Annotated in this window: 13 protein-coding genes and 1 pseudogene; 11 read left to right on the top strand and 3 right to left on the bottom strand. The window is 71.7% G+C overall.

The window, feature by feature from the left end; genetic code table 11:
• The first annotated feature begins 54 nt into the window (after window positions 1-54).
• Window positions 55-684: a hypothetical protein gene (locus EL493_RS10360; protein ID WP_126405649.1), complete on the top strand. Its 630-nt coding sequence runs from the start codon at window positions 55-57 to the stop codon at window positions 682-684.
• A gap of 208 nt (window positions 685-892) precedes the next feature.
• Window positions 893-1,942: an alpha/beta fold hydrolase gene (locus EL493_RS10355; RefSeq protein WP_019045540.1), complete on the top strand. Its 1,050-nt coding sequence runs from the start codon at window positions 893-895 to the stop codon at window positions 1,940-1,942.
• A 13-nt stretch (window positions 1,943-1,955) separates the two neighbouring features.
• Here the strand turns inward: EL493_RS10355 and EL493_RS10350 are convergent, their stop codons facing one another.
• Window positions 1,956-2,966 carry a crotonase/enoyl-CoA hydratase family protein gene (locus EL493_RS10350; protein ID WP_019045539.1) on the bottom strand — a complete coding sequence of 337 codons (1,011 nt, stop codon included), beginning with the start codon at window positions 2,964-2,966 and terminating at the stop codon, window positions 1,956-1,958.
• A 137-nt stretch (window positions 2,967-3,103) separates the two neighbouring features.
• On the opposite strand from EL493_RS10350, the gene EL493_RS10345 reads away from it, so the two are divergent.
• From EL493_RS10345 to EL493_RS10325, 5 genes are all read left to right on the top strand, one after another.
• On the top strand, window positions 3,104-3,691 hold the full coding sequence (locus tag EL493_RS10345) for a TetR/AcrR family transcriptional regulator (RefSeq protein ID WP_019045538.1): 588 nt from the start codon (window positions 3,104-3,106) through the stop codon (window positions 3,689-3,691).
• Window positions 3,692-3,761: 70 nt separating this feature from the next.
• Complete coding sequence (locus tag EL493_RS10340; RefSeq protein WP_019045537.1) at window positions 3,762-4,331, top strand: TetR/AcrR family transcriptional regulator; 570 nt, start codon at window positions 3,762-3,764, stop codon at window positions 4,329-4,331.
• Window positions 4,332-4,403: 72 nt separating this feature from the next.
• Window positions 4,404-5,426: a medium chain dehydrogenase/reductase family protein gene (locus EL493_RS10335; RefSeq protein ID WP_019045536.1), complete on the top strand. Its 1,023-nt coding sequence runs from the start codon at window positions 4,404-4,406 to the stop codon at window positions 5,424-5,426.
• A 30-nt stretch (window positions 5,427-5,456) separates the two neighbouring features.
• Window positions 5,457-6,035 (top strand): hypothetical protein, encoded by a 579-nt coding sequence (locus tag EL493_RS10330; RefSeq protein ID WP_019045535.1) that lies wholly within the window; start codon window positions 5,457-5,459, stop codon window positions 6,033-6,035.
• 126 nt (window positions 6,036-6,161) lie between these two features.
• Entirely contained in the window at window positions 6,162-7,148 is a 987-nt protein-coding gene (locus EL493_RS10325; protein ID WP_022567104.1) for an Acg family FMN-binding oxidoreductase, read from the top strand.
• A 3-nt stretch (window positions 7,149-7,151) separates the two neighbouring features.
• On the opposite strand, the gene EL493_RS10320 is transcribed toward EL493_RS10325, so the two are convergent.
• Complete coding sequence (locus EL493_RS10320; protein ID WP_022567103.1) at window positions 7,152-8,855, bottom strand: SulP family inorganic anion transporter; 1,704 nt, start codon at window positions 8,853-8,855, stop codon at window positions 7,152-7,154.
• Window positions 8,856-9,040: 185 nt separating this feature from the next.
• Here EL493_RS10320 and EL493_RS10315 point away from each other — a divergent pair, with 185 nt between their 5' ends.
• The 4 genes and pseudogenes from EL493_RS10315 to EL493_RS10300 form a co-directional block, all read left to right on the top strand.
• Window positions 9,041-9,685 carry a response regulator gene (locus EL493_RS10315; protein ID WP_019045532.1) on the top strand — a complete coding sequence of 215 codons (645 nt, stop codon included), beginning with the start codon at window positions 9,041-9,043 and terminating at the stop codon, window positions 9,683-9,685.
• 41 nt (window positions 9,686-9,726) lie between these two features.
• Window positions 9,727-11,463: a GAF domain-containing sensor histidine kinase gene (locus EL493_RS10310; RefSeq protein ID WP_019045531.1), complete on the top strand. Its 1,737-nt coding sequence runs from the start codon at window positions 9,727-9,729 to the stop codon at window positions 11,461-11,463.
• Window positions 11,464-11,557: 94 nt separating this feature from the next.
• Window positions 11,558-12,421: a universal stress protein gene (locus tag EL493_RS10305; RefSeq protein ID WP_019045530.1), complete on the top strand. Its 864-nt coding sequence runs from the start codon at window positions 11,558-11,560 to the stop codon at window positions 12,419-12,421.
• 199 nt (window positions 12,422-12,620) lie between these two features.
• Window positions 12,621-13,040: pseudogene (locus EL493_RS10300) on the top strand (MgtC/SapB family protein); the annotation flags it as partial.
• A 23-nt stretch (window positions 13,041-13,063) separates the two neighbouring features.
• On the opposite strand, the gene EL493_RS10295 reads toward EL493_RS10300, so the two are convergent.
• Window positions 13,064-14,137, bottom strand: coding sequence for a magnesium and cobalt transport protein CorA (locus tag EL493_RS10295; RefSeq protein ID WP_030202473.1), 1,074 nt, complete (start codon window positions 14,135-14,137; stop codon window positions 13,064-13,066).
• Between the last annotated feature and the right edge of the window lie 10 nt (window positions 14,138-14,147).

The raw sequence follows: 14,147 nt of genomic DNA, 5'->3' as shown, positions 1-14,147 counted from the left end.
GCGGCCCGTTGTCGATCTTGCTGGCGACAGAGCTGGACTCGGGAAGGAACTCAGGTGGCAGGACGGCATCGTGCAGTGAGCAAGCGCGGCAAGGCGCTGCGAGGACTTCCCGTGGCGGTGGCGCTGCCCGCGGCGATCGCGTTCGGGGTGGGGCCGGGGACGGCGCAGGCCGCGGAAGCGACCGTCGCCCACCTCCCCGACACGGCGGACGAGATCGCGACGGAAGCCGGTGCCCCGCACTTCACGCCGACTTCGCACGTCGAGGCGCAGCTCGCCCCGATCGCGCACGCGGAGACGGAGTTCACCGATGTGCTCGCGGCGCAGCCGATCTCGCGGGTCGTCCCCACCGCGCAAGTCGCCGCGGCACAGCCGGGCGCGGTGGCGGAACCGGTGGCCGCGGCGGCGCCGATCGCGAGCCCGATCGAGAACGCCACCTTCCTCGGGTCGACCGCCGGTCAGGTGATCGGCGGGCTCGCCGGCGCCGGACTCGGCGCGGCGGGCGGCGCGGCACTGGCCAGCCCGCTGGCCGTGCCGACCGGCGGGGTCGCGGTGCCGGTCGGCGCCGTGGCCGGTGGCGTCATCGGTGGCGTGGCGGGGACCTACGCCGGGTACTACGTGGGCGCCTACCTCGGCACGATCGTCGCCCAGCAGGCGCCGCACCTCATCCCGGCCGTCCTGCCCTGATCCACCCCGCTCGGCAGAGCGCGCCGATCCGGCGGGCCATGCGGGAGCCCGCCGGATAGCCGGGAGTCGCATCCCATTTACCCGCGCAGATGCCGGGCATATGCCCGATGCGACCTCGGTGGGCGATTTGCGCGCGGCAATGTAAATGGGACACGATGTCCAGGTCACATGCCGTCGGACGACGGCGCTGGGTATCGAGGGGTAAGTCGTGGTCAGCTGGGATGTCGCGGTGCGCAATGTCGGCGCGCTGCTCGGTCGGGGGATCGAACCGTACGAGCCGATGCCGTCGGACGTCGTCTACGCCGAGCCGCATCGGACCCTGCGCCGCTACCGGCGCTCGACCCCGGCCACCGGGAATCCGGTCCTGCTGGTGCCGCCGCTGGCGGTGACGATCTCGTGCTACGACCTGCGGCCGGGCCAGAGCCTGGTGGAATTCCTGCTGGGGCTGGGTCGCGACGTCTACGTGGTGGACTACGGCGACATCGGTTACGCCGACCGGCATCTCGGGTTCGAGGAGTGGGTCGACGACATCGTGCCCACGGCCGTCCGCGCGGTGAGCGACGCGCACGGGCACGCGCCGGTGGAGGTCATCGGGTGGTCGTTCGGCGGCACCATCAGCCTGCTCACCGCCGCGGCCGATCCGGGACTGCCGATCGCCTCGATCACCGCGGTCGGCACACCGTTCGACCAGCGCCGCAACGGGCCGATGGCGCTCGCCCACGCGGTCGGGCGCCGCACCTCGAGCCACTTCGTCACCGCGCCGGTGCGATTGGCCGGCGGCATCCCGAAACACGCGGTGCGGATGGGCTTCCGGGCCCAGTCGCTGGACCGCGAACTGACCAAGCCGTGGTACATCGCCCGCAACGCCGGTGACACCGAGGCGCTGGCGCGGATGCAGGCCGTCGACCGGTTCATGGACGAGATGCCCGGCTACCCCGGCCGCTTCTACCGGCAGGTCTATCGCCAGCTGATCGTCCGCAACGAAATGTGGAGCGGCACCGTGAATCTCGGCCCCGGCCACGCGGTCCGGCTGGCCGGGATCACCGCACCGGTCCTGCTGGTCGGCGGCCGCCGCGACAAACTCGCCACCGCCGCCTCCGTCGCGGCGGGCACCGAGGTCCTCACCGGTGCCGCCACCGTCCGCTTCGCCGAGGTGGACGGCAGCCACCTCGGCATCATCGCCGGACCCGAGGCCCGATCCAGCACCTGGGCGGCGATCGCGGACTTCCTCACCGTGGACGTGCCCCAGCCCGCGTGAAAACCGGATCCGCTCAGCGTTCGAACTGGGCGCGCTTGTGGTCGCCGTACGGGTCGTCGCGCTCGCGGACCGCTTCGCGGAAACCGACAGTGGCGGAACGGGTCTGGAAGGCGTAGCCCTCGCGGGTGTGCCGGGAGATGCCGTCGAAGACGGTGCTGATCATGGCCGAATTGGCGACGCCCTGGGTGTTCAGGGCGGAGTTGAGGGCGAGCTTGGCCATCATGAGCTGGTTGACCGGCATCCGGGCGATCCGCTCGACCAGCGCTTCGGTGCGCTCGTCGAGTTCCTCGGCGGGACAGGACTCCACCGCCAGACCCCACTCGGCGGCCTGCTTGCCGCTGATGCAGTCGCCGGTGAACAGCAGCCGCTTGGCACGCTGGTCACCGAGCCGGTGCGCCCACAGGCCGGCCGCGGGGATACCCCAGACGCGGGTGGGCGGGTAGCCGATCTTGGTGTCGTCGGCGCAGATGATCTGGTCGGCGTGCAGCGCGATGTCGGTGCCGCCCGCGATGGCGAAGCCGTGCAGCTTGGCGACGGTGGGTTTGTTCGCGTGCATGAGACTGGCGAAACCCTTGGTGAACCGGCTCATCATGGCGAAGTCGATCATCGGGTCCCACACGCCGTGCGGGTTGTGGTTGATCGCGTTGACCATCGGGTCGAGCACGGTCCCGGTGACCTCGTCGGGTCCGTCGGCGCCCGCGAAACTCTGCTCGGCGAACATGTCCAGGTCGTAGCCGCCGCAGAAGCCCTTGCCGCGCCCGGACACCACGATGACGTGCACCCGCGGGTCGAGGTCGGCGCGCTCGACCGCGTGCGCCAGGTCGCGCGGGGTGTGCGGGGTGATGGCGTTGCCCTTGTCGGGGCGGTTGAAGGTGATCCGGGCGATCCGGCCGTCCCGCTCGTAGGTGAGCGTGGCGTACTCGCGGTCGAAGTCCGGGTCCGGGCGATGCTGCCACGGGGATTCCGGGCCCTCGGTCCAGCTGTCGTACCAGGGCGCGGTTCGGTCGGCGTTGCTGTTCGGCACGGATGCCCTCCCGAGGTCGAGGATGATTCGGCAGGGCTGCACTCTCTGCCGATACCCACGGAGCATGGCGGACCGGCCCATTGACAGTCAAGTGTGACTGTGAAAATCTCGGCGAACGAACAGAGAGGCCCCGACCAGTGGCGACCCGGGAAGAACAGAAACAGGCGACGCGCGCCCGCATCCTCGAAGCGGCCACCGACCTGCTGGTCGAGCGTGGCTATGCCGCGCTGACCACGGTGGCCGTCCAGGAGGCGGCCGGCCTCAGCCGCGGCGCGCTGCTGCACCACTTCCCGACCATCGGCGCGCTGACGACCGCGCTGGTACAGAACCTGGTCGCGCGCAACGAGCGGGCCGCGCTGGCCGCCGCCGAACGCTTCGGCGCCGACGCCGACCCGGTGGACCGGGCACTGGCCGCGCTCTACGACTCGATGACCCAGCCGGCGGCCCAGGCCGAGCTGGAGCTGTGGTCGGCCGCCCGCACCGACCCCGACCTGGCCGCGGCCCTGCGGTGCGCCGAACGCGCCGCGGGCCGCGACCTCCTCCGCGTCGTCGACGGCGTCTTCGGCCCCGAGGTGGTGGCCCACCCCCGCTATCCGGTGATCCGCGACCTCACCATCACCGTGCTGCGCGGCACCGCCACCGGCCGGGTGCTGCACACCTCCGAGACCTCGGCCCGCACCACCCTGCGCGCATGGGCGGACATCGTCCGAAGTCTGCTCGGCTGAAGCGGGTCGCAACCTGCGACAACGGATCGGGTATTGACGCGCGGAAAAGAGTGAGTGTACGGTCACTCACATGAGCAAGAGCGGAGTCACCCTCTCCCGATCGGACCTGCGCCGCGACGCGGTGGTCGATGCCGCGATCGTCGAGTTCGCGCGGACCGGCTATCACGGCACCCCGATCAGCACGGTGGCCGCGACGGCTCAGATCTCCCCGGCGTACGTGTTCAAGCTGTTCCCCGGCAAGGTCGCCCTGTTCGTCGCGGCGCTCGAGCGGTGCTTCGACCGGATCGTGGCGGCGATGTCGTCGGGCGCGGCGCGGTCGACCGGCGAGAGTCCCGAGCAGATCCTGTACGACATGGGCGGCGCGTACGCCGAGCTCATCGGCGACAAGAGCCTGCTCATGCTCCAGGTCCACGCACAATCGGTGGCCGACGAGCCGGAGATCGGCGCGGCCCTGCGCGAGGGGCTGGCCCGGGTCACCGAGCTGGCCAAGGAACGCTCCGGCGCCGCGGACGAATACGTGCAGCGGTTCATCGCGTTCGGGCAGCTGTGCCACCTGATCACCACCCTCGGACTCGACGGCGACGACAGCCCGTGGGCCACCATCGTCACCGCGGGCATCCGCCACCCGAAACCCCACTGATTCCCCTCTGCCCCTCCGGGGGCATTTTTTCGACCCATCGAGTGATTGACCAGTCACACACTAGGAGTTCCGATGTCCACCACCGCCACCGAAATCGTCCTCCCCGGCCGCGTCGCACCCGACGGACTGCTGGTCACCCGGCGCGAACTGCCCGCGCCCGGCGCCGGGCAGGCGCTCGTACGCGTCGAGGCCAGCGGGGTCTCCTTCGCCGAACAGCAGATGCGCCGCGGCAAGTACTACGATCAGCCGCCGTTCCCGTTCGTGCCCGGCTACGACCTGGTCGGCATCGTGGCCGAGGTCGGCGCCGACGTCGATCCGGCGCTGCTCGGCACCCGGGTCGCCGCGCTGACCAAGATCGGCGGCTGGGCCAGCCACACGCTGCTCGACGCGGCCGATCTGGTCGCGGTGCCCGCGACACTCGAGCCCGCCGAAGCCGAGACGTTCGTGGTCAACGGGATCACCGCCTGGCAGATGCTGTTCCGCACCGCGCGGGTGCGCGCCGGGCAGACCGTGCTGGTGCTCGGCGCCAACGGCGGCGTCGGTTCGACGCTCGTCCAGCTGGCCCGGGCCAACGGCATCCACGTCATCGGCACCGCCTCGGCGCGCCATGCCGACGCCGTGCGCGCGCTCGGCGCCACCTGGGTCGACTACCGCGACGACGTGCCCGCGCGGGTGCGCGAGCTCGCCCCCGACGGCGTCGACGCGGTGTTCGACCATGTCGGCGGGCCCGGCATCGCCGACTCGTTCGCGCTGCTCGCGCCGCACGGCACGCTCGTGTCCTACGGCACCGCCGCCACCAGGGACGACGCGGGCAACTCCCGGCTGCCGGTGCTGAAACTGCTGGCCACCCTGCTGCTCTGGAACGCCCTGCCCAACCGGCGCCGGGCGCACTTCTTCAACCTGTGGGCGGGCAAGCGTCGTGCCGCCCGCTTCCGCGACCGGATCCGCGCCGACCTCGGTGCGGTCTTCGCCCTCGCCGCCCGTGGCGAGCTGCGGGCCCAGGTCGCCGCGCGGATCCCGCTCACCGAAGCCGCGCGGGCCGTGGAGCTGGCCGAGTCCAGCACGGTCGTCGGCAAAGTCGTCCTCGTCGCCTGATCCACCCCACCTCGTACAGGAGATTCCCCCATGTCCCAGCACCCGTCCACCCTGCGTGTCCTGCTCGACAACCGGCCCTCGTACCTGAGTTTCGGCCTGGCCTGGCTGCTCGGCCACGGCGCGTACGCCCTGTCGCACGGCGACGATCCTCTGCTGCGGCTGCCCTCGGCCGTGCCGGGCGCGCTGCTGATCGCCGGGCTGTTCACGGCGATGGTCGTCACCAGTGTCGTGACCATGCGGGCCCAGCGCGGCGTCAGCGGCCGTGACGCGGTCGTCGGCAATCTGCTGGCGGCGTCCTGGCTGATCGGCTTCAGCGCGCTGTTCTTCGTGATCACCGCGCTGAGTTCGGCGCTGAGCCAGGACGATCTGAAGATGCTGCTGTGGCCCACCGGCTCCGGTCTGATCGTCGGCCTGCTCTACCTCGCGGGCGGCGCGGCCTACCGCGACGTGCTGCAATACGCGCTCGGCGCCTGGCTGGCGCTGACCTCCACCGCGGCGTTGTTCCTCGACGGCGCGAGCCCGTACTGGGTTCTGGCCCTAGCCGGCGGCGGCAGCTATCTGGTCGCCGCAGCCATGGAACCCCGGCGCCGGGCATCGGCCGCCGTCTGACCCCTTTTCACCCGCTGCCCGTACGGTCCGGCCGTGCGGGCAGCGCCGTGATCAGGGACTTCGGTCCCCGCCGGAGGGGCAGAAGGACCGTGGCGCTCGGGACCACAGGGGGCCAGACTGGCAGGTATGAACGATGACCGAGTTCATCCGGCGCCCGACCATCCCACGGTGCGCGCGGCCATCCGGCTCGGCTGCCGGGCACCGTCGGTGCACAACACGCAGCCGTGGCGCTGGGCGTTCGACGGCACCGCGCTGCTGCTGTTCCGCGATCTCGGCAGGCAACTGGTCGAGGCGGACCCGACCGGGCGGCAGGCGGTGATCAGCTGCGGCGCGGTCCTGCACCATGTGCGCACCGCCTTCGCCGCCGCGCACTGGCACACCGAGGTCAGCAGGCTCCCCGACCCCGACCGCCCCGACCTGCTGGCCCGGATCGAATTCCAGCCCTGGCCCGACCCGCCGATGGCCGAACTGCGCCGCGCCGAGGCCATCGACCGCCGCTACACCGACCGCCTGCCGATGGACGCCCCCATCGGCCTGGACTCGGTGCTGTCGCCGCTGGACAAGGTCCTCGCGCCACACGAGCTGTCGCTGGACCTGCTCACCGACGACGTGCGCCCCCGGCTGGCCACGGCCTCCGAACAGTCCGACGCGCTGCGCCACTACGACATGCAGTACCAGGCCGAACTGCGCTGGTGGGCCGGGCATTCCGAGCACCCCGACGGCGTGCCGCCGAGCGCGCTGCCGTCGGAATCGGAGCTGGCCCGGGTCGGCGTCGCCCGCACCTTCCCGACCCCGGGCCGCTCGGCCCGCCGCGCCGACAGCGTCGACAACGCGCGCCTCGCGGTCCTCGCCTCCGCCGACGAATCCCCGCTGTCCTGGCTGCGCACCGGCGAGGCCCTCTCGGCGGTCCTGCTCGAGTGCACCGCCGCGGGCCTGTCGACCTGCGCCCTCACCCACATCACCGAACTCCCCGCGAGCCGCCGCACCCTGGTCGGCCTCCTCGGCCACCCCGGCACGCCCCAGGTCGTCCTCCGCATCGGCATCGCCCCCACCGGCGAACTCCATCCCCCGACCCCGCGCAGGCCCCTGACCGAAGTCCTCGTCGAGGGCTGACCGTCACGGATCCTCGCCCGCCTCCGGGTGTGCGGCGCGGAAGGCCTCGACCGCGGTCGGGAGGGTGGGGAACAGGCGGTCGGGGCCGATGCGGGTGGTGAGGCCCGCGGCGTCGAGGGCTACCCGCAGGTCCTGTTTGACGCGGGCCATGGCGAAGACGATGCCGCGCGCGGCCAGTTCGGCTCGCACCTGTTCGACGGCGTCGAGCGCGGTCAGGTCCACCTCGACATTGGCCTCCACATTGAGCACGAACCAGCGGACCGGTACCCCGCTGTGCTCGGCCGACCAGTCGACCGCGGCGAGCGCGCCGGTGCGGAAGTCCTCGGCGTTGGCGAAGAACAGCGGCGCGTCGTAGCGGTACACCACCAGGCCGGGCAGTGGCCGCGCGGCCGGATAGTCGTCGACATCGTGCATGCCCGCCAGCCCGGGGACGAAGCCGAGGACCGCGTCGTGACCGCGGGCGATGCGGCGCAGCAGGTCGAACACCGACAGCGCGACCGCGACGAGAACGCCGTAGAGCACCCCGAGCACGAGCACCGAACCGGTGGTGACCAGTGCCAGCAGCAGTTCGCTGCGCCGGAACCGGCCGATCCGGCGGAACTCGGCGACATCGATCAGCCGCAGTGCCGCGTAGACGACCAGCGCGCCCAGCGCCGCCATCGGGAACTCCGCGAGCACCCCGGTGGCGCCGAACAGCACCACCAGCACCGAGGCCAGGCACACCAGCGAATACAGCTGGGTGCGCGCGCCCATCAGGTCGGCGATGGTAGTGCGGCTGCCGCTGCTGCTCACCGGGAAGCCGTGGGTGACCGCGGCGGCGACGTTGGTCGCGCCGAGGGCGGCCAGCTCGGTGTTGACCTGCACGTGCCGGCCGTGCCGGGCGGCGAACGCGCGGGCGGTCAGCGCGTTGTCGGAGAAGCCGACCACCGCGATGCCCGCCGCGGGCAGCAGCAGGGCCGCCACATCGGCCATCGCGAGCGTCGGCAGCGCGGGGACGGGGAGTCCGGCGGGTACCGAGCCCACCACCGCGATGCCGAATCGCTCCAGCGAGAACACCGCGACCGCCAGCGTCGCGGCCAGCACCGCGAGCAGCGGTCCCGGGGCGCGCGGCGTCCAGCGGGCCATGACCAGCAGCGCGACCAGCACGGTCGCGGCCAGGATCGCCGTCGCCGGATGCCAGCCGCCCAGGTTCGCCACGAACGAGCGCAGCTGGGCCATGGCCGTCTCGCCCTCGACGGGCACACCGGTGACCCGGCCCAGCTGACCCACGATCATCAGCCCCGCGGTCCCCGCCAGATAGCCGATCAGCACCGGACGCGACAGCAGATCGGCCAGCACCCCGAGCCGGGCCAGCGCCGCCACCAGGCACAACGCGCCCACCAGCAGCGCCAGCACCGCGGCCAGCGCGGCGTAGCGCCGCGGATCGCCCGCGGCCAGCGGCGCCAGCGCGACCGCGGTGAGCAGCGCGGTGGTCGACTCCGGACCCACCGACATCTGCCGCGAGGTCGCCAGCAGCGCGTACACCGCCAGCGGCGCGATCGTGGCCCACAGCCCCACCACCGGGGGCAGCCCGGCGACCGTCGCATAGGCCATGACCTGCGGGATCAGATACGCGGCGACGGTCACGCCCGCGACCACGTCCGAACGCAGCCACGCGCGCTGATAGTCCCGGTATTGCCGCAGACCCGGCAGAGCTCGTCGCAACACAGTGCGAACATTGTGCGCTCGCGACGCGCGATCCGGCGGTCCACGACACCGGATCGGGACACGGGTCCCCGGCCCGGGTGACCTTCGGCCCTGACCCGACCGCCCGGTTTGCGGGAGGCTCGGAGAGTGGGCGGCCGCATGCCGGACAATGGACACGACGGTTCGCCCGCGAGAGAGGATCGGCGATGATCACGGTGTTCCTGGTCGACGACCACGAGATCGTCCGGCGCGGAGTCTCGGACCTGATCGCGCTCGAATCCGACCTCGGGGTGGTCGGCGAGGCAGGTTCCTGCGCCGAGGCCCTGGCCCGCATCCCCGCGCTGCGCCCCGACGTGGTGGTCCTCGATGTGCGCCTGCCCGATGGCAACGGCATCGAACTGTGCCGCGAACTGCTCTCGGCCGAACCGGCACCGCGCTGCCTGATCCTCACCTCGTTCACCGACGAGCAGGCCATGCTCGACGCGATCCTGGCCGGGGCGAGCGGCTATGTGGTCAAGGACATCCGGAGCCTGGAACTGATCAACGCCGTGCGCGAGGTCGGCAACGGGCGGTCGCTGCTGGACAACCGGGCCGCCGCGGCGCTGATGGCCAAGCTGCGCTCGGAGGCCGCGGAGAAGACCGGCCCGCTGGCGACGCTGACCGAACAGGAACGCACCCTGCTGTCGCTGCTGGGCGAGGGCCTGACCAATCGGCAGATCGCGGCCCGCATGTTCCTGGCCGAGAAGACCGTCAAGAACTACGTGTCCCGGCTGCTCACCAAGCTCGGTGTGGAGCGCCGCACCCAGGCCGCCGTGTTGGCCGCCGACCTGGAGCGACCGCCGCGGCGATGACGCCGGTCCCCGGCTCGTCGACCCGTGGAAGAATGCCCGCCATGGACGACGATTCGGCGGCCGCGGGCCGGCCTCCGGTGACCGAAACCCTGTCCCAGCTGCGGCTGCGCGAGCTGCTGGCCGAGGTGCAGGACCGGATCACCCAGATCGTCGACGTCCGCGACCGGATGGACCGGTTGATGGAGGCCATGCTCGTCGTCACGGCGGGCCTGGACCTGGACAACACCCTGCGCACGATCGTGCACACCGCCATCGAACTCGTCGACGCCGGCTACGGCGCGCTCGGCGTGCGCGAGACCGACAAGACCAGCAATCAGCTCGCCGAGTTCGTCTACGAGGGCATCGACGACCGCACCCGGGTGCTGATCGGCGACCTGCCGCGCGGGCACGGTGTGCTCGGTGTGCTCATCGCCGATCCGAAACCCATTCGGCTGTCGAATCTTTCCGATCACCCGTCGTCGGTGGGGTTCCCGGCCAACCATCCTCCGATGCACACCTTCCTCGGGGTGCCGGTGCAGGTGCGCGGCGAGGTGTTCGGCAATCTGTACCTCACCGAGAAGGCGGGCGGGCTCGAGTTCACCGAGGACGACGAGGTGGTCCTGCAGGCGCTGGCCGCCGCCGCGGGCATCGCGATCGAGAACGCGCGCCTCTACGAGCAGTCGCGGGTGCGGCAGCTGTGGCTGGAGGCCATCCGCGACGTCGCCACCGAACTGCTCGCCGGCAGCCCGTCCAAGGACGTGCTGGAGCTGGTCGCCGAACGTGGTCGCGCGCTGACCAATTCGGTGTGCACCTTCCTGGCGCTGCCCGACGACGCGGACGTGCCGCACGAGGAGATCACCGAACTGGTGGTGGTCGCGGCGGCGGGCGCCGACGCGGGCGTGCTGGTGGGCCGGTCGGTGCCGCTCTCGGATTCGCCGGTGGCGCAGGCGTTCCGGTCGGGCAAGCCGGTCACCTCGTATGTCCCCGAACCCGATCCGATCTTCGCCGGGATCGCCGATCTCGGACCGGTGCTCACCTTGCCGTTGCGCGCCAACGGCATCATCACCGGCGTTCTGACCACCGTGCTCAGTCCCGTCGACACCGCGCGGAGCCCGGTGGACCTGGCGCTGATGACCACCTACGCCGACCAGGCCGCGGTGGCGCTGCAACTGGCCGACACCCAGCGCCGCATGCGCGAACTCGACGTCTACGCCGACCGCGACCGGATCGCGCGCGGCCTGCACGATCACGTGATCCAGCGGCTGTTCGCGGTCGGGTTGTCGTTGCAGGGGACGATGCAGCGGGTCCGTACGCCCGAGGTGCGCACCCGGCTGGACGAGACCATCGACGACATCCAGGCGATCGTGCAGGACATCCGCTACTCGATCTTCGACCTGCAGAGCAACACCACCACCGATTCCTCGCAGTACCGGAAACGGTTGCACCACATCATCACCGAGATGACCGCCGAGAGCGGGCTGCGTACCACGGTGCGGCTGTCCGGTCCGGTCACCGTGCTCGAACCGCCGCTGTCCGGGCACGTGGAGGCGGTGCTGCGCGAGGCGGTGAGCAATGTGGTCCGGCACGCGGGGGCGTCGACGGTCGCGGTGGAGCTGGTGGTGCGCGACGAGGTGAGCATCGAGGTGGCCGACGACGGTGCCGGGCTGGCACCGGAGGTGACCCGGCGCAGCGGGCTGGCCAATCTCGCCGCGCGCGCCGAGGAGGCCGGTGGCGTGTTCGCCGTCACCGCGCGCGAGCCGCGGGGCACGGTGCTGCGCTGGTCGGCGCCGCTGACCTGAGCGCCGAGGGACTTTCGGCCCTGGCGGGCGGGTCCTGCGGCCCTGTCCCCGTGCGACGTCGGCGACGCACAGTGGAAGGGACAGAGGAGCCGTCATGTTCTTTCCCGACACCCAGGGCCGTGTCGTCGTCGTAGGTGTCGACGGTTCATCGCAGGCTCGGATCGCCCTGCGGTGGGCGGCCGAGTTCGCCGCCCATCATCGGGCGCCGCTGCACCTCGTCACCGCGGTGGAGATCCCGGTCGACTACGGGCCGGGACTCAGTGGCCCGCTCTTCGACGGTGAAACACTCTGCGCCCAGGGTGAAACCGTGGTCGCCGAGGCGGCGAGACAGGTGCCGGACGGGCTGATCGTGTCGACCGCCGCCGAGGTGGGCGACGCGCGGGCGGTGCTGCGGCGTCACAGCGAATCGGCGCGACTGCTGGTGGTGGGCAGTCGCGGGCTCGGCGCGCTGCGGCGCACCCTGCTGGGCTCGGTGAGCACGGCGGTCGCCCGGCACGCGGTGTGCCCGGTGGCGGTGGTGCCGGAGCCGCCGGTGCCGTCGGCCGGTGCCGTGGTGGTCGGCGTCGACGGTTCCGGCGACAGCGCCTGCGCGCTCACCCTGGCCTTCGACGAGGCGAGCCGGCGCGGCGTCCGGCTGATCGCGGTGCGCGCCTGGTCGGAGTTCTTCCGCTACGAGGCCCGCGAGACCATGCAGGCCGAAGCCGAGGCGGAGCTGTCGGCGAGCCTGGCCGGCTATCGCGAGAAGTTCCCCGACGTCCTGGTCGAGCGCATCGTCGTCGAGGACCGCCCCGCCCGCGCCATTCTCACCGCCGCGGCGGGCGCCCAGCTGATCGTGGTCGGCAGCCGGGGCCGCGGCGGCGCTGTCGACCCCGCCATCGGCTCCGTCGCCCAGGCCGTCCTGCACGGCGCACCCTGCCCGCTGCTGATCGTCCGCCCGGAGTCCGAGCCGCACGGGTGAGTGGCGCGGAACACGGTTGCGCGCTCGGGTTGCCGGGTGTTTACTGCCAGAGGTCTGCCGAGGAGTGGCGCCGGACCGGCCGTGCGCCGAACCCACTCCAGACCTGGTCGCGTGAGGAGGTGGTTGTCGTGCCCGATGGAAGTCGCAGTAGAGACGTGTCCCTCGTTCACCACCTCCACCCCGAAGGGTGTGATTCCCCATGTCGACCTTGGAAATGCTGCTCCGGCTGGGAGCGGCGGTAGGACTCGGCGCGCTCATCGGCGTCGAGCGTCAGTACCGTGCGCGGATGGCGGGGCTGCGCACCAACGCGCTGGTCGCCGCCGGCGCCGCGTTGTTCGTCCTGTTGTCCGCCAATGGTTTTCACGGCGGTGACGCCGATCCGACGCGGGTCGCCGCGCAGATCGTCTCCGGTATCGGGTTTCTCGGCGCCGGTGTGATCATCCGGGACGGCGTCGATGTGCGCGGGCTGAACACCGCGGCCACGCTGTGGTGCGCGGCGGCGGTCGGTTCGCTGGCCGGAGCCGGGATGTACGCCACCGCGGCCGCGGGCACCGTCGCCGTCGTCGTGGCCAATGTGGCGCTACGGGCTGCGGGCCGGGCCGTGGACCGCAAGCCCGAGCACGTCGCGTGAAAACCGCCGCGTCACAACCACTTGATGCGGCGGAAGGCGGCGAACAGTCCCGTGCAGAGCACGACCATGATGATCAGGACGGCGGGATAGCCCCAGCGCTGGTGCAGTTCGGGCATGTGGTCGAAGTTCATGCCGTAGATGCCGGCGATCATCGTCGGCACGGCCAGGATCGCGACGAAGGCGGAGATGCGGCGCATGTCGGCGTTCTGCTGGATCGCGATCTTGGCCACCGCCGCGCCGACCAGGGCGGTGAGGGACTCGTCGAGATCGTTGATCCGTTCGGCGACGCCCGCGTGGTGGTCGGCCACATCGCGCAGATAACGCCGGGCCTCCTTCGACAGCGGTGACACCGGCCCGGTGAGGGTCTGCAACGGCAGCGCCAGCGGGCTCACCGCGCGGCGCAGTTCCACGATCTCGCGCTTGAGCTGATAGATCGACTCGATCGGCAGCCGCGAGCGCGGGGTGAACAGTTCCTCCTCGATCGACTCCACGTCGTACTCCACGGCCTGGGCGACCGCGATGTAGGAGTCGACGATCCGGTCGGCGATGGCGTGCAGCACCACGCCGGGGCCGTGCGCCATCCGCTCGGGATCCTGTTCGAGCCGGTGCCGCACGTCGGCCAGGCCCGAATGCTCGCCGTGCCGGACCGCGACGACGAAATCGGGGCCGGTGAACACCATGATCTCGCCGGTCTCGACGATCTCGCTGACCGCGTGCATGTCGTGCTCGACGTAGGCCACCGTCCGCATCACCGTCACCAGGATGTCGTCGTAGCGCTCCAGTTTGGGGCGCTGGTGGGCGTGCACGGCGTCCTCGACCGCCAGCGCGTGCAGGTCGAAGGTCGCGGCGATCTCCCCCATCTGGCGCAGGTCCGGTTCGAACAGCCCGATCCAGACGAAGCCCTTGCCCCGCTCCCGGACCGCGGCCCGCGCCTCGGCCGGAGTGAACCGGCCCGGCAGCCGCCTGCCCTCGACATAGACGCCGCAGTCCACGATCGCCCGTGCCGTCGGGACCGCGGGCCCCGGCACCGGCGGCTCGGGCGCGAGACGGGAACGGCGGAACCGGAACTGTGGAGCGGACGACACCACCCGATCG

The sequence above is a fragment of the Nocardia asteroides genome, from assembly GCF_900637185.1.
GTDB lineage: Bacteria > Actinomycetota > Actinomycetes > Mycobacteriales > Mycobacteriaceae > Nocardia > Nocardia asteroides.
Note: the sequence above shows the minus strand (reverse complement) of the source record. Positions and strands in the feature narration are given on the sequence as shown.

Bases quoted from the DNA above. Each gene is read 5' to 3' on its own strand.
- EL493_RS10305 (WP_019045530.1), top strand. From the start codon at position 11,558: ATGTTCTTTCCCGACACCCAGGGCCGTGTCGTCGTCGTAGGTGTCGAC.
- EL493_RS10315 (WP_019045532.1), top strand. From the start codon at position 9,041: ATGATCACGGTGTTCCTGGTCGACGACCACGAGATCGTCCGGCGCGGA.
- EL493_RS10340 (WP_019045537.1), top strand. From the start codon at position 3,762: ATGAGCAAGAGCGGAGTCACCCTCTCCCGATCGGACCTGCGCCGCGAC.
- EL493_RS10330 (WP_019045535.1), top strand. From the start codon at position 5,457: ATGTCCCAGCACCCGTCCACCCTGCGTGTCCTGCTCGACAACCGGCCC.
- EL493_RS10335 (WP_019045536.1), top strand. From the start codon at position 4,404: ATGTCCACCACCGCCACCGAAATCGTCCTCCCCGGCCGCGTCGCACCC.
- EL493_RS10325 (WP_022567104.1), top strand. From the start codon at position 6,162: ATGAACGATGACCGAGTTCATCCGGCGCCCGACCATCCCACGGTGCGC.
- EL493_RS10310 (WP_019045531.1), top strand. From the start codon at position 9,727: ATGGACGACGATTCGGCGGCCGCGGGCCGGCCTCCGGTGACCGAAACC.